Origin of the sequence: Streptomyces sp. NPDC020490, from assembly GCF_044335305.1 — a bacterium.
Lineage (GTDB): Bacteria > Actinomycetota > Actinomycetes > Streptomycetales > Streptomycetaceae > Streptomyces.
Genome location: NZ_JBIRUY010000004.1, coordinates 264408 through 286614, shown reverse-complemented (window position 1 = coordinate 286614; position 22207 = coordinate 264408). Strand labels below are relative to the sequence as shown.

Below are 22207 nucleotides of genomic sequence, written 5' to 3'. Positions count from 1 at the left end.
AGTGCGTGACCCCCAGCCGTTTTTCAGAATGGCCGCCACGTCAGGTCCATGAGCACCCGAGGGTGTGCCGACGCGCAGAGCGGCGGCGATTTGGAAAGGAAGGCCATGCGGCACAGTGCGAGCGATGCCTCACCCGCGGGAGCAACCGCCCGGGCGCCCCGGACCCTGCGCCAGCTCATCGCCGGCACATGGCAGCCGGGCGACGGCGCTGAGATCGTCGACACGAACCCGGCACGGCCGAGCGAGGCCGTAGCGGTGGGACAGCTCGCCCAGGAGCGTGACCTCGACCGGGCCGTCACCGCCGCTCGCGAGGCCTTCCCGAAGTGGGCAGCGACACCGCATCCCGTACGTGGCCGGATCCTTCACCGGACGGCTGACGTCCTGGACGCCCGCGCAGAGCAGTGGGGGGAGGAACTGGCGTGGGAAGAGGGCAAGACCCGTGCGGAGGGCATCGCGGAGGTGCGGCGCGCGGCCGACATCTTCCGCTACTACGCCGGTGAAGCACTCCGCCCGGTCGGCGAGGTGTTCGCCTCCTCCCGTGCGGGTGAGCAGATCCAGGTGCTCCGGCGCCCGGTCGGTGTGGTGGCCGTGGTGACCCCGTTCAACTTCCCCATCGCCATTCCCGCCTGGAAGATCGCGCCTGCCCTCGGTTACGGCAACGTCGTGGTGTGGAAGCCGGCCAGCGCGGTCCCACTGCTGGCCCTGCGCCTCGCCGAGGCCCTGGTCGAAGCCGGCCTGCCGGAGGGCGTGCTGTCTCTGCTCATCTGTGGTGGCGCGCTGGGCGGCCGCCTGGCGGAGCACCCTGGAGTCGATGCGGTTACCTTCACCGGGTCGACGTCCATCGGCCGGGGCCTGATCGCGTCGTGCGGCCGACTGGCGCGGCCGGTCCAGACGGAGATGGGGGGCAAGAACGCGGCCGTCGTGCTGGCAAGCGCCGACCTCGGTCTGGCGGCGACGGAGGTGGTGGCGGGGGCCTTCCGCTCCACGGGCCAGAAGTGCACCGCGACGTCACGCCTCGTCGTGGAGGACTCGGTGGCCGACGAGTTCCTCGATCTGCTCACCGAGCGGGTGGCGGATCTGCGGGTGGGAGACCCGCTCGACGAGACCACCGACATGGGGCCCGTCGTGTCGCTCCAAGCGCGGGACGAGATCCAGCGAGCGGTGGACGCGGGCGCCGCCCGGCCCGGCGTCGAGATCCTCACCGGAGGACGCCCCTACGACGACGACCGGGCAACCGGCGCCTTCCTCCAGCCCACGGTGGTCGAACTGGCCGGCGATGATGAGCTGTGGCGCGAGGAGTTGTTCGGTCCCGTGCTGGCGGTCCGCCGTGCGCGTGACGCGCGACATGCCTTCGATCTCGTCAACGACAGTGAATTCGGGCTGTCCGCCGCCGTGTTCACCGACGACTTCAGGGCTGTCAGCCAGGCCGTCGACGAGGTCGACGTCGGCATACTCCACATCAACTCCGAGACTGCCGGCGCCGAGCCCCATGTGCCGTTCGGAGGGGCGAAGCACAGCGGCTACGGGCCGAAGGAACAGGGCCGCGCGGCCCTCGAGTTCTTCACCCGGACCAAGACCGTCTACCTGCGTGCTTCCGGGGGTGACGGCCGGTGAGCGGCACCCGGCCGCTTCCGCTGTCCGGCACCGCCGGCAAGGTCGAAGATCCGGCCACCATGACAATGGCGGGCCTGGGGTCCGCCGTACCTCCCCAGGGAGGCGACGACATCGGCCGTGTCGGAGTCGTCGGCTCGGGACTGATGGGCGGTGGGATCGCGGAGGTGTGCGCCCGAGCCGGGTTGGACGTCATCGTCCAGGAGGTCGACGCCGAGGGTGTGGCCGCCGGACGGCAGCGAGTCGTCGCCTCGCTCGACCGCGCTGTCCGGCGCGGCAAGCTCTCCGAGGCTGATCGCGACGCCGCCCTCGACCGGATCCGGTTCACCACGGACCTGTGCGACATGGCGGACCGCGACGCGGTCATCGAGGCGATCGTGGAGAACGAGCAGACGAAGACGGATGTCTTCACCGCCCTGGACAAGATCGTGGTACGTCCGGACGCCATTCTGGCCTCCAACACCTCCTCCGTTCCGATCATGAAGCTCGGAAGGGCCACCCAACGTCCCGACCAGGTCATCGGCATCCATTTTTTCAATCCGGTACCGGTGCTGGAGCTGGTGGAACTGGTGCCCTCGCTCCTGACGAGCAGCCAGACGCGGGACAGGGCCGCGCACTTCGTCACCAGTGCGCTCGGGAAGAAGGTGATCGGCTCCCAGGACCGCGCCGGCTTCGTCGTCAACGCCCTCCTCGTGCCGTATCTCCTCTCGGCCATCCGCATGCTCGAGTCGGGCTTCACCTCCGCCGATGACATCGACAACGGCATGGTCCTCGGCTGCGCTCATCCGATGGGCCCGCTGCGGCTGGCCGACCTGATCGGCCTCGACACCCTCAAGGCGATCGCCGACTCCCTGTATGCGGAGTTCAAGGAGCCTCTGCACTCCCCGCCGCCCCTCTTGCTCCGCATGGTCGAAGCGGGGCTGCTCGGAAAGAAGTCCGGCCGCGGATTCCACGACTACACCCGTTGAATCCGCGTGTGCCCGCTCCCGTGCCACCGACGGGCGCGGCCCTCGTGGTGGCACCCGGCCTCCGACGGACCGGAGCGGGGCCGGATCGGGGGCGGGTGCTCCGGTCGCTCGGGGTCACATGTTCTTCGGCGGCTGACCGTCCATCGCGTGCCGCAGGCTCAGCGGGCGCATGTCTGTCCACACACGGCTGATATGCGCCAGACACGTGTCCTTCGGACCGACGGTGCCTTCCCGTTCCCAGCCGTCGGGGACCTCACGGTGAGCCGGCCACACCGAGTACTGCTGTTCGCCGTTCACCACCACGGCGAATTCTTCCTCGTGCTCCACACTGCTCATCTCGACTTACCTCCAGCACGTTGTCGCACCACACCTTGTGGCATGTTTGCCGCTTCTTCTTCCCGGCCGGGGGGGGGGGGGCGCCCCGGCCCCCCCCCCCCCCGCCGCCGGGGGGGGGCGCCCCCCCCCCCCCCCCCCCCCCCCCCCCCCCCCCCCCCCCCCCCCCCCCCCCCCAGCCCCCCCCCCCCCCCCCCCCCCCCCCCCCCCCCGGCGGTGCGTCAGGCTGCCAGCCGCCGGTCGGCCGCGGCCTGCAGATCGTCCTTGCTCCCGCTGATGACCGGGTCCGGGATCGCGTCGGGCAGCTGGTCCTCCAGAAGACGGATCCGCTCGTACCGGTACGCCGCCAGGGACAGCAGCAGGGCGCAGACGCCTGCGCTGATCGCCAGCAGGCCGACACCCCGGCCCTCTCCCGTTCCGATCAGCCTGCCGACGGAGCCGGCGAGTGCGCCGGACGGAGCGAGCAGCGGTTCGAAGACCCGCTCGGCGAGCGGGCCGGCCGCCAGGAATCCGGCCGGCACCATGGCCCAGCTGCACATCAGGGTGGTGGCGACGACGCGGCCCTGCAGTTCCAGGCCCACCTTCGCCTGGACCAGAGAGAGCCAGTGCGTGTTCAGCAGAGCGGTGGCCAGGCCCATTCCGAACAGGCCGAGGGCCGGGAACGCGGGATGCGGACGAAGACCGATCACGAGCATCGAGAACCCGATGAGGCCCATGGCCCCGATGATCCCGGTGGTCCTGCGGACGAAGCCGCCCCAGACGGACATGATCAGGCCGCCGGTCAGCAGGCCGGCGCCGCTCGCGGCCAGAACCACGCCCAGCGTGGCGGCACTGCCGAAGGACAGGACCAAGGGGGTGGTGAGGACTTCGACCATGCCGAACAGGAAGTTGAGCACAGCCGTGACGGTGATGATCGCGACCAGGCCCCGGCGCTTGACGATGTAGCGCCACCCTCCGAGGACCTCCCGGCCGAACGACTCCTCGCGCTTGTTGTACAGGGCGGCGGGGAAGTGGACCGTCAAGGTGGCCGTGACGCCGATGGCGAAGGTGGCGAGGTCGATCAGGACCACTCCGCGCAGACCGATGGCAGCGGCCAGCGCCCCGCCGAACAGCGGGCCGAGGATCGTGGCACCCGCCGTGCCGAGTTGGGCGATGCCGTTGGCCTTGCCGTAGTACCGCTTGGGAACCAGCTGGGTGATGGCCGCTGCGTACGCGGGTTGCTGGAAGGCGTTGGCCACGGCCCCGACGGTGACCGCGGTGTAGACGTGCCAGAGTTCGAGCCGGCCGGTCCACAGCAGTACGCCGAGTCCGAGGGTTCCGCAGGCGGCGGCGGTGTCCGCGAGGGCCATGACCGTGCGCCGGGAGAACCGGTCGGCGACGGCGCCGGCGACCGGTGCCAGCACCACTGCGGGCACCAGCGCCATCATCGACACCAGGGCGAACAGCGAGACCGAGGCGGTGCGCTGGTACACCCACAGGCCCAGGGCGAAGCTCGTCAGCGCGGTCCCGATCAGTGAGGCGGCCTGCCCGGCCGCGATCAGCCCGAAGGACCGCAGGGAGGGGGCAGTCCGCGGCGGTGGGACGGTCACGCCTTCCGGTGGTGTGAGCAGCCTTGACGTGCGGGCGGGGACCGGGTCCGACGCCGCGTCCCGCGTACGGGGCGGGGTGGCCGGGTCTTCCCCGGCCGGCGCGGGCGCGTCGGCGCCGGGAACCGGCGGCTCACCGCCGACGGCCCGGTCCGGCCGTGGCTCTCCCGCCGTGCGCGGCGGTGCGACGATCTCCACCAGTTCGGCCGCCTGGTGCTTCTGGAAGTAGTGGCCCGCCCCCTCGATCACGTGGAGGCGCACCTCGTCGGAGAAGTGGTGCCACTCGCTGACGCGTTCCTGGTAGAGCTCGGTGGCCCGGTCCCGGTCACCGACGACGCAGTCGATGGGCGTCTTGAGCGCGGTGAAGCCGGCGTCCTGGTAGACGGCGGAGTAGTAGTCCTCGCCCTCCTGCGTGTCCCTGAGGAAGACCCGCATGAGGAAGTCCTTCTCCCGCTCGTCGAGGACATCGGTGAAGAAGCCCATGGCGCGCAGGAAGTCCAGTGCCTGGCGACGGGAGGTCCAGCGCTCCATGGGGAAGACCCGGCGTGCCCAGCGCGACAGCTTTCCCGGCAGCCTGGGCGCGGGGAAGTGCCCGCCGATGACGATCCGGTCGATGTGCACGCCGTCGTCCTCGAGGAAGCGGGCGACCGCCATGGTGGTGGCCCCTCCCATGCAGTGCCCGTACAGCGTGATGCTGCCCCCTACGTGCTCCTTGACCGCGTCGGCGCAGCGCCGGGCGACCTCCAGCAGCGGAAGCTGGGGTTCTTCTGGACGGTTGATGTCGTGCCCGGGCGGCTCCAGGGCCCACAGTTCGGCGTCCTGCGGCATCGCGGCCGCCAGTGCCTGGTAGGTGATGGCGCCGCCGCCGGCGAAGGGAATGCAGACGAGGGAGCGCTCGGCCTTCCTGTCCGGCGGGGTGAGCCGGTGCAGCAGGCCCTGTGGCCGGTCCTCCCGCTCGGTGGAGTCGCCGGAGGTCAGAGCCTGGACGGTGGGGTTGCGGAACAGTTCCAGCACGCTGGTGTGCACGCCGTGTTCGCGTGCGGCCTTGACGGCGAGGACGGCCTTGAAGGAGTCGCCGCCGAGATCGAAGAAGTTCTCGTCGATGCCGACGGATTCGACGCCGAGGATCTCTGCCCACCGCCGGGTCAGCGCCGTCTCCAGGGGAGTGCGCGGCGCGGTGCCGAGGGACTCCCGCTGTGCGGTGGTGGGGGCGGGCAGGGCACGCCGGTCGATCTTGCCGTTGGGGGTCAGCGGCATGACGGGCATGACCACGAAGGCGGAGGGGACCATGTAGTCCGGCAGCCTGCGGCGGAGGAAGGACCGCCACGCGGCGAGGTCGGGCTGCGCGGCACCGGGCCGCAGGGTGGCGTAGGCCACCAGGTTCTTCTCCCCCGTCTCCTCGCGGACGACGACGGCGACGTCGCGCACCGACTCGTGTGCGGTGAGCGCCTGCTCGATCTCTCCCAGCTCGATGCGGAATCCGCGCACCTTCACCTGGGAGTCGGTGCGGCCCAGCAGTTCGATGCGGCCGTCCTTGCGCAGCCGTGCCAGGTCGCCGGTGCGGTACATCCGGGCGCCGGGAACGGTGGCGAAGGGGTCCGGGACGAACGCGGCCGCCGTGGCGGACGGCTGTCCCGCGTAGTCGCGGGCCAGGCCGTCGCCCGCGATGAACAGCTCGCCGACCACGCCGAGGGGGACGGGCTGCAGGGACCGGTCCAGTACGTAGGCGCGGGTGTTGCGGATCGGTCTGCCGATGGTGATGTCGTCGCCGGGGTCGATGCGGATGCCGGTGGAGTAGATCGTGGTCTCGGTGGGGCCGTACATGTTCCACACCTCGGCCACCCGCTCGTGCAGCGCGGCGGCGAGTTCACGCGGCAGCGGTTCGCCGCCGGTGATCACCCTCAGGCCCGGGCGTCCCCGCCAGCCGGCGGCGACCAGCAGCTTCCAGGTCGCGGGCGTGGCCTGCAGGATCGTGGTGCCCGCGGCGTCGACAACGGACGCCAGCCGCTCGGCGTCCTGCACGTCGTCCCGGTCGGCGAGGACCACCCGGGCGCCCACCGTCAGGGGACCGAACAGCTCGAAGACCGAGATGTCGAACGCGAAGGTGGTGACGGACGTCAGCACGTCCGAGGAGGTGATGCCCGGCTCGTTCTGCAGGGAGAGGATCAGGTTCACCACCGAGCGGTGGGTCACCCGGACGCCCTTCGGCTTTCCGGTCGACCCCGACGTGTACAGCAGGTACGCGAGGTTCTCCGGGCCGAGAGCGGTGTGCGGTCTGCCGGTGTCCAGCCCGGTGGGACCGTCCGCGTCCCCGTCGCCGTCCGCGTCCACGACGAGCACGGGACCCCCGAACGCCTCGAGGTCCGCTGCGAGAGAGGACTGGGTGATGACGGCTGCCGCCCCCGAGTGACCGAGGATGTAGGAGCGGCGCTCCTCGGGGTAGGCCGGGTCCAGCGGCACGTAGGCGCCGCCGGCCTTGAGCACGCCCAGCAGTACGGCGGGAAGGTCGACCGACCTTTCCAGTGCCACGCCGACCGGTGTGCCGGGTTCGATGCCCCGGGCGATGAGCCAGTGGGCGATCCGGTTGGCACGCTCGTCCAGCTGCCGGTAGGTCAGGGAACGTCGGCCATGGCTGACGGCCGTGGCGTCGGGGGTGCGGTCCGTCCGGTCCTCGACCAGTTCGTGCAGCAGTGCGGACGGGTTCGTCTGCGGAGCCGGCTGCCACTCGACGAGTTGCCGGCGCAGTTCTGCCGGGCTGAGCAGGGCGGCGTCCTGCAGGGCGGTGCCGGAGTCGGCGGTGAAGGCCTCGGCCAGGTTCGCCAGATGGGTGAGCAGCCGCTCGGCGGTGTCCGCCTCGAACAGATCGGTGTTGTACTCCAGCCGGCAGTCCAGGACGTCGCCGCGCTCGTAGACGTAGAGAGCGAGGTCCACCTGGGCGGTGTGCAGGTCGAGCGAGAGCCACTCGGCTTCGGCGCCCGGTACGCGCAGTTCCTTCTCGGGCAGGTTGAGCAGGTTGAACATGACCTGGAAGAGCGGGTTGCGGCTCAGGTCGCGGGGCAGGTGGAGCGCCTCCACCACCCGCTCGAAGGGCAGCGCCTGGTGGGCGAACGCCTCCCGGGCGGTGGCTCGCACCTGGTCCAGCAGTTGTCCGAAGGGCTGTCTGCCGTGCAGCGTCGAGCGCAGCACGAGCGTGTTGAGGAACAGGCCGACCATGTCCTCCTGCTCGGCGCGGGTGCGCCCGGCCACCGGGGAGCCCACGCAGATGTCGCGCTGACCGGACCAGCGGAACAGTACGGCCTGGAACAGGCTGAGCAGGGTCATGTAGAGCGTCGCCCCGTGCTCGCGGCTCAGCTGCCGCAGACCGGCGGTGAGCGCGGGGGGCAGGATGCGGGACACGACCGCCCCGTCGAAGGTCTGCACCTGGGGCCGCGGCCGGTCGGTGGGGATGTCGAGGCTGGGCGGGGCGCCTTCCAGCCGCCGGGTCCAGTACGCGAGGTCGGCGCTGCCGGACTCGGCGACGTGCCGGCGTTCCCACAGGGTGTGGTCCCGGTACTGGACCGGCAGTTCCCGAAGGGGCGAGGGTTCGCCCGCGAGGAACGCGGTGTAGAGACTGCCGAGTTCCCTGCCGATGACGGAGAGGGACCAGCCGTCGGAGACGATGTGGTGCATGGCGAGGACCAGGATGTGGTCGTCCTCCTCCAGCCTGACCACCGACGGCCGGAACAGCGGGCCGTGCTCCAGGTCGAAGGGGGCGCGGCCGAGCATCCGCAGCAGGCGCAGCGCTTCCGTCTCACGCTCCCGCGCGGTGGCGCCCGCCGCGTCGATCAGCGGGAGCTGCACTGCTTCCGCCTCGCGGACCACCTGTACGGGTTCGCCCTCGGGAGCCGGGAAGACGGTGCGGAGAGCCTCGTGCCGCCGGACGAGTTCGTCGAGGGCCGCGCGCATGACGTCGAGATCGAGGCTGCCGCGCAACCGGATGCCGGCCGCGATGGCGTACGCGGCACCCGAGTCGGCGTGCACGTGGTCGAGGAACCACAGGCGGCGTTGCACGAAGGACAGCGGTACGGGGCCGTCGTGCCCGTCGGAGGCCGGGATGGGGACGGTGCCGGAGAGCGCGGGTTCCGGCTGCCCGGCCTGCGGGCCGTACCGGGCGACCAGGCCGGCGATGGTCGGCTCGTCGAAGAGCATGTCCAGCGACACGTCCATGCCGCAGGCGGAGCGCAGGCGTGCCGCGAGCTGCGTGGCCATCAGGGAGTGGCCGCCGAGGTCGAAGAAGTCGTCGTGCACACCCACGGGCGCGATGCCGAGCAGGTCCTCCCACACGGCGGCGACGGCCTTCTCGGCCACGGAGCGCGGTGCGGTGTACTCGGTGGCGACGCCGGGCCGCCGCACTGCGCCTTCTTCGGACACGTCCGGACCCGCCGGGACTTCACGGGCGGGTTCGTCCCCCGGTGCGGAGGGCACCGGCAGGCCGGCTCCCGCCGGGGCACGGGTGGCGGGCCGGGCCGGCACCCAGTACGACTGCTCGTCGAAGGGGTAGGTGGGCAGCGCGATGCGGCGGGCCGGGGCGTCCGCGCCGAAGGCGGTCCAGTCGACCGGAGCACCGGCCAGCCACATCCTGCCGACGCCTTCGAGGAAATGGACGTAGTCGTCTCGATGTGCCTCGTTCTCACGGCGCATCAGGGCGACGGCACACGCCGGGTCCAGGCCCTGGCGTTTGAGCAGTCGTGTGAGCGTGCTGCCGGGCCCGGCCTCCGCGGCGACCGCCCCGGACTCGGTGATCAGGCGGGCGCAGTCGGCGAAGCGGACCGGTTCGCGCAGCTGGGAGGCCCAGTAGGCGGGGTCCGTGGCCTGCTCGGCGGTGATCCAGGTGCCGGTGACGTTGGAGAGGTACCGCAGGGTCGGCGGCCGCAGGTCCACGGTGCCCGCCAGCTTCTCGAAAGCGGTGGCCGCAGGGGTCATCATCGCCGAGTGGAAGGCGTGCGAGGTCTGCAGTTCCCTCGTCTCGACCCCCCGGCCGGCGAGTTCCCCGCGCAATGCCCGCATCGCCTCGTCCGGCCCCGCCACGACGCAGCTGTCCGCCGTGTTGACCGCGGCGAGGGACACCTCGGGCCCCAGCATCGCCCGCACCTCGGCCTCCGGCAGCGGGACGGCGGCCATGACGCCCGTGGGGAGGTCCTGCATCAGGGACCCACGCGCGGCGACCAGCCGCAGGCCGTCCTCCAGCGAGAAGACGCCGGCCAGGCACGCCGCGACAAACTCGCCCACGCTGTGGCCGGCCATGGCGACCGGCCGGACGCCCCGCTGGAGCAGTGTCCGGGCCAGGGCGTACTCGACGGTGAACAGCGCCGGCTGGGTCAGCCGGGTCTGCCGCAGCCGCTGCCGCGCCCGCGGGGGGTCCTCGACGGCCGCTTGCAGCAGGGTGCGCAGGTCCAGGCCGAGCAGCGGCCGGAGAATCTCCGCGCACTCGTCCACCGTGCGCCGGTACACCGGATCGTGCGCGTACAGGCCGCTGCCCATCGAGGCGTACTGGGAGCCCTGCCCGGGGAAGAGCAGGGCGACGCCGTTCGCCGGACGGTCGGCCTTGGCGGTGTGGATCCTGCCGGAACGCGGTGTCCGCAGCGCCTCACGGGCGTCGTCCCGGTCGCGGGCCACCAGGATCCGCCGGTGGGCCAGCTGACGGCGGCCGGTGCGGAGCGTGGCGGCGATGTCCCGCAGCGAGCCGTCCGCGTCCCCTCCGAGGAAGTCGGCCATCCGCGCGCAGGCCGCGTCGAGGGCCGTCGGGGCGGCCGCCGACATGATCAGCAGTTCGGGTGCGGGAGCTTCGTGCCCGGAAGGCGCCGGCGGCAGGAGGGGCGCCTCCTCGAGGACGACGTGCGCGTTGGTTCCGCCCATGCCGAAGGAGCTGACGCCGGCACGCCGCGGCGTGGTGCCCTCCGGCCACGGCTGCCGCTGGGCGTTCACGTAGAACGGACTGTTCGCGAAGTCGATCCCGGGGTTGGGAGAACGGTAGTTCACACTGGCGGGAAGCACCTTGTTCCTGAGCGCGAGCACCGTCTTGATGAGGCCGGCGACGCCCGCGGCGGCGTCGGTGTGGCCGATGTTGGACTTCACCGACCCCAGGGCGCAGAACCGGGTGTCCGGCGTGTGCGCCCGGTACGCCTCGGTCAGGGCTTCGACCTCGATCGGGTCGCCCAGCGTCGTCGCCGTGCCGTGGGCTTCCACATAGCCGACGGTCCGCGCCGAGACACCCGCCTCGGCCAGTGCCCTGCTGATCACCTCGGCCTGTCCGCCGACCGAGGGTGCGGTGTATCCGACCTTGCCCGTGCCGTCGTTGTTGACGGCCGAGCCGCGGATGACGGCGTATACGGTGTCGCCGTCGGCGAGGGCCTCGCTCAGGCGCTTGAGGACGACGACGCCCACACCGCTGGAGCCGACGGTGCCCTTGGCGTCGGCGTCGAAGGGACGGCAGTGGCCGTCCGGGGACGCGATGCCGCCGGGCTGGTACAGGTAGCCGCGACGCTGCGCCGCCTCGATGCTCACCCCGCCGGCCAGCGCGATGTCGCACTCCCCGGCGAGCAGACCGCGCCGCGCCATGTGGACGGCGACCAGCGAGGTCGAGCAGGCCGTGCTCACGCTGACGCTGGGGCCGCGCAGGTCCAGTGCGTAGGAGGCGCGTGTGGCCAGGAAGTCCTTCTCGGTGCTCAGGGCGATCTGGTAGTCGCCGACCGACCTGACCAGGTCGGGCTGGGACAGCAGGTTCTCCATCAGGTAGCTGCTGCGGCCGGCGCCGGCGAACACGCCGACGGCGGCCGGGACCTCGCCGGGGGCGCGGCCGGCGTGCTCCAGCGCCTCCCAGCAGGTCTGCAGGAACAAGCGGTGCTGGGGATCCAGGATCTGCGCCTCACGCGGTGTGAAGCCGAACAGGGACGCGTCGAACCGGTCGATCCCTTCCAGCACCGTCCCGGCCTTCACGTAGTCGGGGTGGGCGAGTTCCCCGGGATCACCGCCGTCGGCGAGGATCTCCTCGTCGGTGAAGACGCGCACCGCCTCCGCGCCCTCACGGATGTTGCGCCAGAAGGTCTCGACGTCGGGCGCGTCGGGGAAGCGGCAGGCCATGCCGATGACGGCGACGGCCTCACCCTCGGCTGCGGGCTTCGCAGGCTCCTGGTCGTGTGCCGGCCGCGGTGCGCCGGACGTCCCGTCCGCGGCGGCGAGGTGCCGGGCAAGACCGCGCACCGTGGGGAAGCGGAAGAGATCGGTGACCGTGAGGGCGGGGAACTGCTCCTGGAGCACTGTGTGCAGTTGCAGCAGCAGCAGCGAATGCCCGCCGGCCTCGAAGAAGTTCTCCTGCGGTGCGACGGTGTCGCGGCCGAGGACCGTGCACCATGCCGCCGCGACGGTGCGCTCCAGGGCGCCCTCGGTGGCGGCGAGGGCGTCGTCGGGGCGTTCGGCCGCTTGTGCGGTCCTGGGCGCCGGCAGGGCCTGACGGTCCACCTTGCCGTTGACGGTCAGCGGCAGTTCGTCCAGCAGGACGACCGCCGAGGGAACCATGTGCTCGGGCACGATGTCGGCGAGCGCCGCGCGCACCGCTTCGGGGTCCGGCGTCGAGTCCTCCGCGGTGGTTTCGCCGGAGGCGGCCCGAGCGGTCACGTAGGCCACCAGCCGCCTGTCGCCGGCCCGGTCCTCGCGCAGCACGACCACCGCGTCCCGTACCTGCGGAAGCCCGGCCAGTGCCGCCTCGATCTCACCGAGTTCGATGCGGAAGCCCCGGACCTTGACCTGGTGGTCGCGACGGCCCAGGTACTGCAGGTCTCCCGTGGGCAGCCGCCTGGCGAGGTCACCGGTGCGGTAGAGCCTGCCTCCCGGGGCTCCGAAGGGGTCCGGGACGAAACGCTCCGCCGTGAGGGCGGGCCGGCCGAGATAGCCCCGGGCCACTCCCTGGCCGCCGATGTACAACTCGCCCACCACGCCCGGGGGTACCGGCTGCAGGTACGCGTCGAGTACGTAGAGCGTGGTGTTGGCGATCGGACGCCCGATGGGGACGGAGCCGTCGTGCGGGGAGCCGGGGGACACTTCGTGGACGGCGCACCCGACGACCGTCTCGGTGGGGCCGTACTCGTTGATCAGGCGGGTGGCGGGCGCGTGCGCACGCCAGAACGCGATCTGCTGGGCCCGCAGGTCCTCTCCGCCGATGACGAAGACCCTCGCCCGGCCCGGGGCCTCGGACGGTGGTATCTGACGGTTGACGATGTCCAGGTGCGCCGGGGTGATCTTCACCAGTCCGTGGGGGGCGGCCCGCAGCGTCTCGCCGAGATCGGCCGCACCGGCCGTCGGCGGCAGCATCCTCACCGCCGCTCCGGCGATGAGCGGGACGAGCAGGCTGGTGACGGTCAGGTCGAAGGCGAAGGAGGAATGGACGGGGACGGTGTCCTCGGGGCGCACATCGTAGAAGTCCTTCGCCCACAGAAGGTAGTTGACCACTCCCCGGTGAGTGACCATGACGCCCTTGGGGTGTCCGGTCGAGCCGGACGTGTAGATGACGTAGGCCAGATCGTCGCCGAGGACACCGCGCGTGTCCGGGAGGTCTTCGGGGCCGCCGCGGCTCAGGTCGTCCGCGGTCAGTACCCGGATCCGGTCGTCCGCGAGGCGGTGTGCGGCGTCCGGGCCGGAGACCACCACACGGGCCCGGGTGTCCCGCAGGATGTAGGACAGCCTCTCGGCGGGGTAGGCCGGGTCGAGCGGGACGTAGGCGGCTCCCGCCTTCAGCACCGCCAGCAGGGCCACCGGCAGGTCGATGCCCCTCTCCAGGCACACTCCGACCAGGTCACCGGGTGCCACCCCGTGTGCGCGAAGGGCTCCGGCCCAGGCTTCCGAACGCTCGGCGAGCTCCCGGTAGGTCAGGGTCCCGGCGGCGTCGCGGACGGCGACGGCGTCCGGCCGGGCCGTCGCCGCGGCGTCGAAGAGCTCGTGCACGAGGAGGGGCTGGGTCTCGGCCCGCTCACCGCGGGCCGCCGACAGCAACGCCTCGGTCTCGTCGGCGGGCAGGACGGGCAGCTCCCACACATTCGTCGCCGGGGCGTCCACGGCGGCTGTCAGGAGCCGGTCGTAGTGGGCGAGGAAGCCCCGTACGGTCGACTCCTCGAACAGCTCGCTGCTGTACTCGAGCAGTCCCTCGAGCCCGTCGGCGGTCCGGCGGACCGCCATGGTCAGGTCGAACTTCGCCGTCGGCCGGGGCATGTCCATCGCGCTGACACTCAGTCCCTCGAAGTCCGGGGATCCGTCGTCCTGCGACTGGAAGAGGAACATCAGCTGGCTGAACGGATGCCGGCCCGGGCTCCGGTCCGGCCGCACCGCCCGCACCAGGCTGTCGAAGGGCAGCGCCTGGTGGGCGTAGGCGTCGAGGAGGGTGCGGCGTACCCGGGACACCACCTCGTCGAAGCCCGGGCGCCCCGACAGGTCCGCCCGGATGGGCAGGGTGTTGGTGAAGAACCCGATGAGGTCCTGCACCTCGGGCCGCTCCCGGTTGGCCGTCGGCGTGGTGACCACCAGGTCCTCGCGTCCGCTGTAACGGGCCGTCAGCACCAGGAACGCGGAGAGCAGCACCGTGTACGGAGTGGCGTCGGTGCGCCGGCACAGCGCCTCGAAGGCCTCGGCCTCGATGCCCAGGCGGAACGGCAGGCTCGTGCCGTGCTCGGAGGCGACCGCGGGACGCGGGCGGTCGGTGGGCAGTTCGGTACTGGCGGGGGCGCCTTGCAGGGCACCTTTCCAGTAGTCGAGGTGGCTCTTGAATTCGTCCCCCGAGGCCCACTCGTGCTGCCACTCGGCGAAGTCGGCGTACTGGATCGTCAGCGGCTCCAGGCCGGGCTCGCGGCCCTGGGCGAAGCTGCTGTAGGCGGCGCCCAGTTCGCGGTGCAGGATCTGCAGCGACCACTCGTCGGCGACGATGTGATGCAGGGTCAGGAGCAGGACGTGCTCCTGCGGGCCCATACGGAGCAGGCGGGCGCGCAGAAGGCCGCCGCAGGACAGGTCCATGGGCGTGGTGGCCTCTGCCGCGAGGTGCTCGGCCAGCCGGGCCCGGGCGGTCTCCTCGTCCAGGGGCGACAGGTCCGTCACGGCGAGGGTGAAGGGTTCCGCCTCGCTGATCACCTGCTGGAAGGCGGCCCCGTCGGCGCGGAAGGCGGTGCGCAGCGATGTGTGCCGCCGTATCAGCCAGTCGAACGCCGTCTCCATCGCCCGGACGTCCAGCGGCCCGGTGAGCCGGAAGGCGGACGGCAGCAGGTAGAGGCTGCTTCCGGGCGTCAGTCGGTCCAGGTACCACAGCCTCTGCTGTTCGAGGGACATCCTGGCCGTGGACGCCGCGCTGCCGCGGGGCGCGATGACGGCGTCGGTGGCCGCCGCCTTCCTGCGGCGTGCCATCAGCAGGCGGCGCTGCTGGTCCGTCAGGGGCCGCCGCGCGGTGAAATCGCTCATTCGGTGCTGTCCTCGTGCTCGTTTCCGCTGAGTGCGACCTGCAACATGGCTTCGGCCTCCTCGTCGGAGAGACCGGTGATCAGGAGGTATTCCTCCGCTGCCAGATCGACGTCGGTGCCGTGCTGCTCGCGCAGGGCGCGGGCGCAGGCGGCCAAGGTGGGGTTCAGGAAGAGGGTCCTGAGCGGCACCGCGACGCCGAGCGCCTCGCGCAGGTGGGATGTGACGCGCGTGGCGATCAGTGAGTGCCCGCCCAGACGGAAGAAGTGGTCCTCTCGGCCCACGCCGTCGAGTTTCAGTGCGTCCGCCCAGGCCTGGGCGATCACGGTCTCCAGCGCGTCGCGCGGTGGTGAGGACGCCGCGCCGCCGCGCGACGGTTCCGGTTCCGGCAGGGACCTGCGGTCCACCTTGCCCGACGGGGTCAGCGGGAGCGCCTCGAGGAGGACGAACGCCTGCGGCACCATGTACTCGGGCAGCCGGCCGGAGAGTTCGTCGCGGTACCGGTCGGCCAACTGCCGGCGGCGGTCCTCACGGACCGGATCCTGGGGGACGACATACGCGCAGAGGTACTGCGCCCCGTCGCCGCCGCGGGCAGCGACGGCCACGGCACGTACGTCGTCCAGGCGGGACAGCGCCGCCTCGACCTCCGCCGGTTCCACCCGGTGGCCGCGGATCTTGACCTGGTCGTCCGTCCGGCCGAGGAACTCGATCGTGCCGTCGCGCAGGATCCTGACCCGGTCACCGGTGCGGTAGAGGCGCTCTCCGGTGCTCAGGGTGAGGAAGCGCTCGGCGGTCAGTTCGGGCCTGTTCAGGTAGCCGTCGGCCAGGCACGCTCCGCCCAGCCACAGCTCCCCCGGCACCCCGTGCGGCACCGGACGCATGGCGTCGTCGAGGGCCCTGGCGGTCACCGCGGACACCGGACGTCCGATGGGCGGGATGTCGGGCCAGTGGGCCGGGCTGCCGCGCAGGATGTGCGCCGTCACCACGTGGGTCTCACTGGGGCCGTAGTGGTTGTGCAGGGAACTGCCGGGAAGGGCCGCGAAGAAACCGCGCATCTGCGGCGTGATCCGCAGCTGTTCGCCGGCCGTGACCACTTCCCTGAGCCGCAGCGGGATGCCGGGCTCCCAGGCCTCGGCCAGGTGGTGCAGTGCGACGAAGGGCAGGAAGACCCGTTCGACGCGGTGCCTTCGCAGGAACCGGAGCAGTTCGCCGGAGTCGCGCCGGACGTGGTCGTCGACCAGGACCAGAGTGCCGCCGACCGCCCAGGTGGAGAAGAGTTCCTGGCAGGAGACGTCGAAACTCAGCGAGGAGTACTGGAGGGTGCGGGCGGCGCTTCCGAGCTCACCGGCCGTTCGCTGCCAGTCGATGAGGTTGGAGACCGCTCGGTGGGGCATGGCCACGCCCTTGGGCGTCCCGGTCGACCCGGACGTGAACAGCACGTAGGCGAGGTCCGCGGCGGTCGCCTCGGACGGGGGCGCAGAGGCCGCCTCCCGCGCGATCGACGGCGCGTCCTCGTCGAGGCAGACCACCCGGTGCTCGCCTTCGGGGATCCGCTCCCGCTCGGAACGCCTGGTCACCACCAGCGGAGCGGCCGATTCCGTCAGGGCCGCGGCGAGCCTGGGCGGGGGGTAGTCGGGGTCCAGGGGAACATAGGCGGCTCCTGCCTTGAGGATCGCGAGGACGGCCCGGGGCAGGTCCAGGGATCGTCCGAGGCAGACCGCGACCGGCGTGGAGGGTCCCGCGCCCAGCCGCCTGAGGTGGTGCGCGAGCCTGTTGGCCTGCTCGTCCAGTTCGCGATAGGTCAGGGCTGCCTCGCCGTATTCGACGGCGGGGGCGTCCGGTGTCGCGGCGGCCTGCCGTTCGAAGAGGGTGTGCAGAGGCAGGGGTGGCGCCTCGGTCTCCGGTCCGCGAACCGAAGCGGCGTCGCCGCTTCCGGGCGCCAGCAGCGGCAGCCGGGACACCCGGTCGCCCGGTTCCCGGGTGAGGGACCCGAGAAGGGTCTGGTAGTGGTCCAGCAGTCGCTCGATGGTGACGGCGTCGAACAGGTCGGTGTCGTACTCGACGATCAGTGCCGGCCCGGACTCGGGGAAGTCGATGTAGAGGGACAGGTCGAATTTGGCGCAGCCGTTGTCCAGTTCTCCCTCGTAGGCGACGCGCAGTCCGTGACCGTCGACCGCGGGCACCGGCTCCTGGTAGACGAACAGGGTCTGGAACAGGGGGTTGGTGACCGCGTCACGCTCCACGTCGACGGCGCTCACGATCCGTTCCAGGGGGACCTGGCCGTGTTCGGCGGCGGACATGACGGTGCGCCGCACCTGGTGCAGCAGCTCGATCGAGGTCGGGTCTCCGCCGAGGTCCACCCGCAGTGGCAGCGTGTTGGTCATCATGCCGATGAGCGGGCGGCACTCAGGCGTGGACCGCTGGGCCAGCGGTACGCCCGTGGTGATGTCGGTCTGTCCGCTGTAGCGGTGCAGCAGCAGCTGGTAGGCGGTGAAGAACACCACGAACGGGGTGACGCCCGCGTCCCCGCTCAACGTGCGGACCGCTTGCAGCAGTTCCGGTCGCAGCGGTTGCCGCGTCTTGCTGCCGGGCCGGGCGGCGGCGTCCTTGCGCGACCGGTCGGCGGGCAGCTCCAGCGCAGGCGGCGGCGTGGCGAACACCTCGCGCCAGTAGTCGAGTTGGGCGGTGAGCTTCTGTACTTGTCCGGGGCTGCGCCGCCACATGGTGATGTCGCTGTGCCGGACGTGCAGTTCGGGCAGTGCGGGAGGCCGGCCCTGGGTGAAAGCGGTGTACGCCGCCGCGAGTTCGCTCATCAGCACACGCACGGACCAGCCGTCGAAGGCGATGTGGTGGACCGCGATCAGCAGTTCGTGGTGCCTCTCGCCGAGCCGGACCAGCGTGCAGCGCAGCATCGGAGCACTGCCCGGTTCGAAGGGCAGTGCGGCCTCCCGGCGCAGGGCCTCGAGCCGGGTGCGGCGGACGTCCTCGGGGCAGCCGCTCAGGTCCACCTGGTGCAACGGCACCCGAAGGTGGGGCTCGCGCCAGGACTTCGGCCCGGATCCGTCGTCCGTGACACGGCTGTGCAGCGGCTCGTGGCGGAGCACGAGGGTGTTGAGTGCCCGTTCCAGGAGCGCGGGCTGCGGGGTTCCCGTGACCGTGAAGGCCAGCGGCACCACGTACTGGGCGCTTCCGGGGGCCATCTTCTCCATGAACCAGATACGCGTCTGGGCATCGGACAGCGGCAGTGGGTCGGGGGTCGCCGTGGGAACGGGAACGCTTGCCGACGGGGCCGGGCCCGCTGCGTCGAGCGCCTTGGCCAGGGCGGCGACGGTGGGGTTCTCGAAAACGGTCCGTGGCGCCACCGGCACCCCGAGCAGGGACTCCAGCTCCACGGCGACGCGCATCGCCACGAGCGACTGGCCGCCCAGGGCGAGGAAGTCGTCGTGGACGCCGATCGTCCTGCCGCCCAGGTGGCGCTGCCAGACGTCCGACACCATCCGTTCGCGCTCGGTACGCGGAGGGGTGAGCTCACGGTCCTGCCGGGGGCCGGATTCCGGCAGCGGAAGCGCACGGCGGTCGATCTTGCCCTGGGAGGTGAGCGGGAACGCCGTCATCCGCACAAGAGTGCGGGGCACCATGTACGCGGGCAGCCGTGTCCGCAGGTGTTCGCCGAGCACCTCGTCCAGCCGGCTCGCCTGAACGTCCGCTTCCGGCCACGTCACGACATGGGCGATCAGCTCGCCGGCCCACGGACCGCTCTCGGCGACCTGCGCCACAGCGGACTGGACCAGGGAGTGGCCCAGCAGACAGGCCTCGATCTCACCGAGTTCGATACGAAAGCCGCGCAGCTTGACCTGGTGGTCCGTGCGGCCGAGGAACTCCAGTCTGCCGTCCTCCCTCCTGCGCACCAGGTCACCCGTGCGGTAGAGGCGGGCACCCGGCTCGGTGCCGGTCGGGTCCGGGAGGAAACGCTCCGCGGTGAGATCGGGCCGGCCCAGATAGCCTCTGGCCACGCCGGGGCCGCCGATGAACAGCTCCCCGGCCTCGGTGTCCGGGACCGGGTTCAGCCGTTCGTCGAGCACGTGCAGGACCGTGCGGCCGACGGCCGACCCGATGTCGGGCAGGTCTTCCGCAGCGGACGGGACGGTCACCGTGCCGGAGGTCGCCACGACGGTGCATTCGGAGGGACCGTAGTTGTTGACCAGCCGGAAGGGCAGGTCGGCCGGTGGGAACCGGGTCAGCCGGTCGCCTCCTGTGAGCAGCAGGCGCACGGCCGTGTCCGAGGGCCACTCCAGTTCGATGAGGCCCTCGGCCATGGGCGTGGGGGCGAAGCAGACGGTCACCGAGCGCTGGACGAGCCAGTCGCGGAGCCGGGTGAGCGAGTCGCGCACGTCGGAGTCGGGAATGGTGAGAACGGCGCCCGCGCACAGGGTCGGCCAGATCTCCCAGACGCTCGCGTCGAAGGCCGGGGAGGCGATCAGCGCCGTGCGGTCCTGCGCGGAAAGGCCGAAGGCCGTTTCGTGCCAGTCCACCAGCCCGGCCAGTCCGCGGTGCGGGATGTGAACACCTTTGGGCGCACCGGTCGAGCCCGAGGTGTACACCACGTAGGCGCCCTGATCGGCATGCGGACAACGGCGTTGCCGGGGCTCGACGGGCGCCGCGCGGCCGGACACCGGGGAAGGCGGCCGGACGTGCAGGATCGTCGGATGGTCGATGTCCGGGCGGCCTCCGGAAGCGACCACCACGGCCCCGGCCCCCGATTGCCGGAGCAGGCTGTTGAGGCGATACGTGGGCGTGGCGGCATCGATGACCACGAAACACGCTCCAGCGCGCCAGACCGCCAGCTGGGCCACCACCAACAGGGGTGAGCGGTCGAGCACGAGCGCCACCACGTCCTCGGTGCGGATCCCTGCGTCGCGCAGCTCATCGGCGAGACGGTCCGCCCCGGCGAGCAGCTCCGCGTAGGTGATCGCACCGTCGGACCACTCGACCGCGGTCGCGTCGGGTGCGCTCTGCGCCCGCCGCACGAAACGGCAGACGACGTCCGTACCTGATGCCATTCCCGCCCTCCCCCTGCACACCGCGACTGGCCTCAGCGGTCGAGCCACAGGCCTTCCGGCGGATCGGCAGCCGGCGTCGGTGTGCGTCCGTGATCAAGGTCAGTGATCTTTCACACCCTTCACCAGCCACGGTGCGCAGGTCACCAGTAATTGCTACTCCCACCGGCTGATCTCTCGCCCGACGTGCTCCGACCGGCCCTCGGTCACGGCCACCGCCACCGCCGAGAAACAACTCCTGGCACAGCGCGCCGACATGACTGTGGATCAGCGCCCCCACGACTCCGCCGACCCCGGGGGCGGCCCCGCCGGGCAAGGACGAACACCGATAAGCCACCATCTCCCGTCATGGACAGCAACACACTGACACTCTTCGCCGCGCCGGATGAGCGGACAGCCGCGGTCATGCTCGCAACCGACCCCGGAGCAGGCGCCATTGAGCTGGACTTCGACGAACTCGACCCAGAGGATGTGCTGCCCGCCTGGGAGGCCCTCCTTGCCGGCCGGAACATGGAAGCAGTCGCCGAGGCCGCGAGGCCCCGCATCATCGCCCTGGACGAGGTGAGCGGTGCCACGGTGTTCGAGGTGCCGCAGGTGCTGGTGGAGGGGGTGCGGAACGCCACACCGCCCGAAATCGATCAGGTGGTCGTGGGATGGGTCCTGGGGTGCGCCGAAGCCGAAGACTTCCTGTGTGTACCCGAGATCGCCGAGCAAGCGCTCGGCGCCATCGCCGATCTCGCCCGTACCGAGGCCACCAGCGGCCGGCGGATCTACGGAAGACTGTCCTGACCTCTTCGTCACCGCGATCTCTCGTGACGGCTCAAGCTGACCCGGGTTCCGCGGAGGCCCCGGCCTGCCCCGGGCTCTGACAGGGCCGGACTGCTGCGCCCAGCTGTCCGCCCGCGTTTCGCAGCCGACCGGACCTGACAGCTCCGTGCCCCACGCGCCCGGAGAACACCGATTCGGCCCCTGTCGGACGTGCGCACACGCGCCACCGTCGCCCTGTCGACCGCGGCGCTCGGCATGGGCCTCGCCCTCGGAACGCCTGCCGCAGCAGCTCCCGCGCCGGCCGACACCGTCACCGCCGCGGCAGGGACCGCCCCGGCCACCGGCACGGCGACACATGTTCTGCGCGGTCCCGCAAGAGGGCGGTGAGACGCGGCCCCGCCGGCATCGCGTCGTGCTCACCGCGGATTCCCTCCGCACCGGCCCGCGCCCCGGCCTCGGCCCGCCGCGCCACCGTCACCCCCCGACTCGATCCGCCTCACAGACCGAGGCGTGCGGGGAACGAGGGTGTTCACGCAACCGGCTGTGCCGGCCATGCAGCCGGGCCTGGACCGGGCGGTCGTGCTCCAGGCGGTCACGGACGTCACAACCCACTGCGCGGACACGGGAGAGTATCCGCGGGCTTCCTTCGGCGATCCGGACGGCTACGCCGTACAGGCCGCCGCGCGGCTGGTGCCGGCAGACCGGGCGGCTCGCGCGGGGCGGCACAACGCCGTGGTGGACGCGTTCCTCACCGGGAGTGGACGCTGACGGCATAGCCGCCGCCGTCGTAAGGATCGGCGTCCCAGCCGGCGAAGCGGTCGACGAGGGTGAGGCCGGCTCGGGCGCAGCAGTCGTCGTACTCTGCCAGCGTGATACTGGGCGGCACGGGCAGGTGGTCCTCGTCCAGGCCGAAGCCGGCGACCAACAGGCCGCCCGGACGCAGGGCCGCGGCCAGGCGCTTGACCACCGTGGCCTCGGTGTCGGCAGCGAGCAGCGGGAAGACGTTGCCTGCGGCGACCACGAGATCGAAGTCTGCGGCGATGCCGAGCAGGGCCGGATCGAATCCGGTCAGATCTGCCTGGAACCAGGGCAGGCCCGGCGCCTGCTTCCGGGCAACCGCCAGCATCGACTCGTCGAGATCCACCCCGACACAGTCGTAACCGAGCTCCGCGAGCCGGATCATGACCCGTCCGGTACCGCACCCGGCGTCCAGCACTCGCGCTCCGGCAGGTACGAGAGCGGCGCAGAACCGCGCTTCACCGTGCACGTCCTTCCCGCTGAGGGCCAGGGCCGCGAACCTCGCGGCGTAGTCTTCTCCGGACGTCCCCCCGGTCAGCGCATTCCAACGGCTCATGACACCGAACTATATGTCGGCCATGCGTCGCTCGAACAAGCGACTGAACCCGTGGCGCCG

At 71.6% G+C, this 22207-nt stretch carries 8 protein-coding genes; 4 read left to right on the top strand and 4 right to left on the bottom strand.

Translation table 11 applies throughout. From position 1 onward, the window contains the following. Positions 1-105: 105 nt before the first annotated feature. Entirely contained in the window at positions 106-1614 is a 1509-nt protein-coding gene (locus tag ACH4ZX_RS07690) for an aldehyde dehydrogenase family protein (RefSeq protein ID WP_398269055.1), read from the top strand. 65 nt (positions 1615-1679) lie between these two features. Further along, on the top strand, positions 1680-2579 hold the full coding sequence (locus ACH4ZX_RS07685; RefSeq protein WP_398269150.1) for a 3-hydroxybutyryl-CoA dehydrogenase: 900 nt from the start codon (positions 1680-1682) through the stop codon (positions 2577-2579). 114 nt (positions 2580-2693) lie between these two features. Here the strand turns inward: ACH4ZX_RS07685 and ACH4ZX_RS07680 are convergent, their stop codons facing one another. From ACH4ZX_RS07680 to ACH4ZX_RS07670, 3 genes are all read right to left on the bottom strand, one after another. Then, positions 2694-2915, bottom strand: coding sequence for an MbtH family NRPS accessory protein (locus ACH4ZX_RS07680; protein ID WP_360758818.1), 222 nt, complete (start codon positions 2913-2915; stop codon positions 2694-2696). Between the two features lie 218 nt (positions 2916-3133). Continuing rightward, positions 3134-14971, bottom strand: coding sequence for an amino acid adenylation domain-containing protein (locus ACH4ZX_RS07675; protein WP_398269051.1), 11838 nt, complete (start codon positions 14969-14971; stop codon positions 3134-3136). Then, positions 14968-20028 (bottom strand): amino acid adenylation domain-containing protein, encoded by a 5061-nt coding sequence (locus ACH4ZX_RS07670; protein WP_398269048.1) that lies wholly within the window; start codon positions 20026-20028, stop codon positions 14968-14970. The genes ACH4ZX_RS07675 and ACH4ZX_RS07670 overlap by 4 nt, the downstream gene beginning before the upstream one ends. A 345-nt stretch (positions 20029-20373) precedes the next feature. On the opposite strand from ACH4ZX_RS07670, the gene ACH4ZX_RS07665 reads away from it, so the two are divergent. Both ACH4ZX_RS07665 and ACH4ZX_RS07660 read left to right on the top strand, forming a co-directional pair. After that, positions 20374-20814 (top strand): hypothetical protein, encoded by a 441-nt coding sequence (locus tag ACH4ZX_RS07665; protein ID WP_398269045.1) that lies wholly within the window; start codon positions 20374-20376, stop codon positions 20812-20814. A 531-nt stretch (positions 20815-21345) separates the two neighbouring features. Continuing rightward, positions 21346-21561: a hypothetical protein gene (locus tag ACH4ZX_RS07660; RefSeq protein ID WP_398269147.1), complete on the top strand. Its 216-nt coding sequence runs from the start codon at positions 21346-21348 to the stop codon at positions 21559-21561. Here the strand turns inward: ACH4ZX_RS07660 and ACH4ZX_RS07655 are convergent. Continuing rightward, a complete protein-coding gene (locus ACH4ZX_RS07655) occupies positions 21542-22147 on the bottom strand; it encodes a class I SAM-dependent methyltransferase (protein ID WP_398269042.1) in 606 nt (201 codons plus the stop codon). The genes ACH4ZX_RS07660 and ACH4ZX_RS07655 overlap by 20 nt on opposite strands. Positions 22148-22207: the final 60 nt, after the last annotated feature.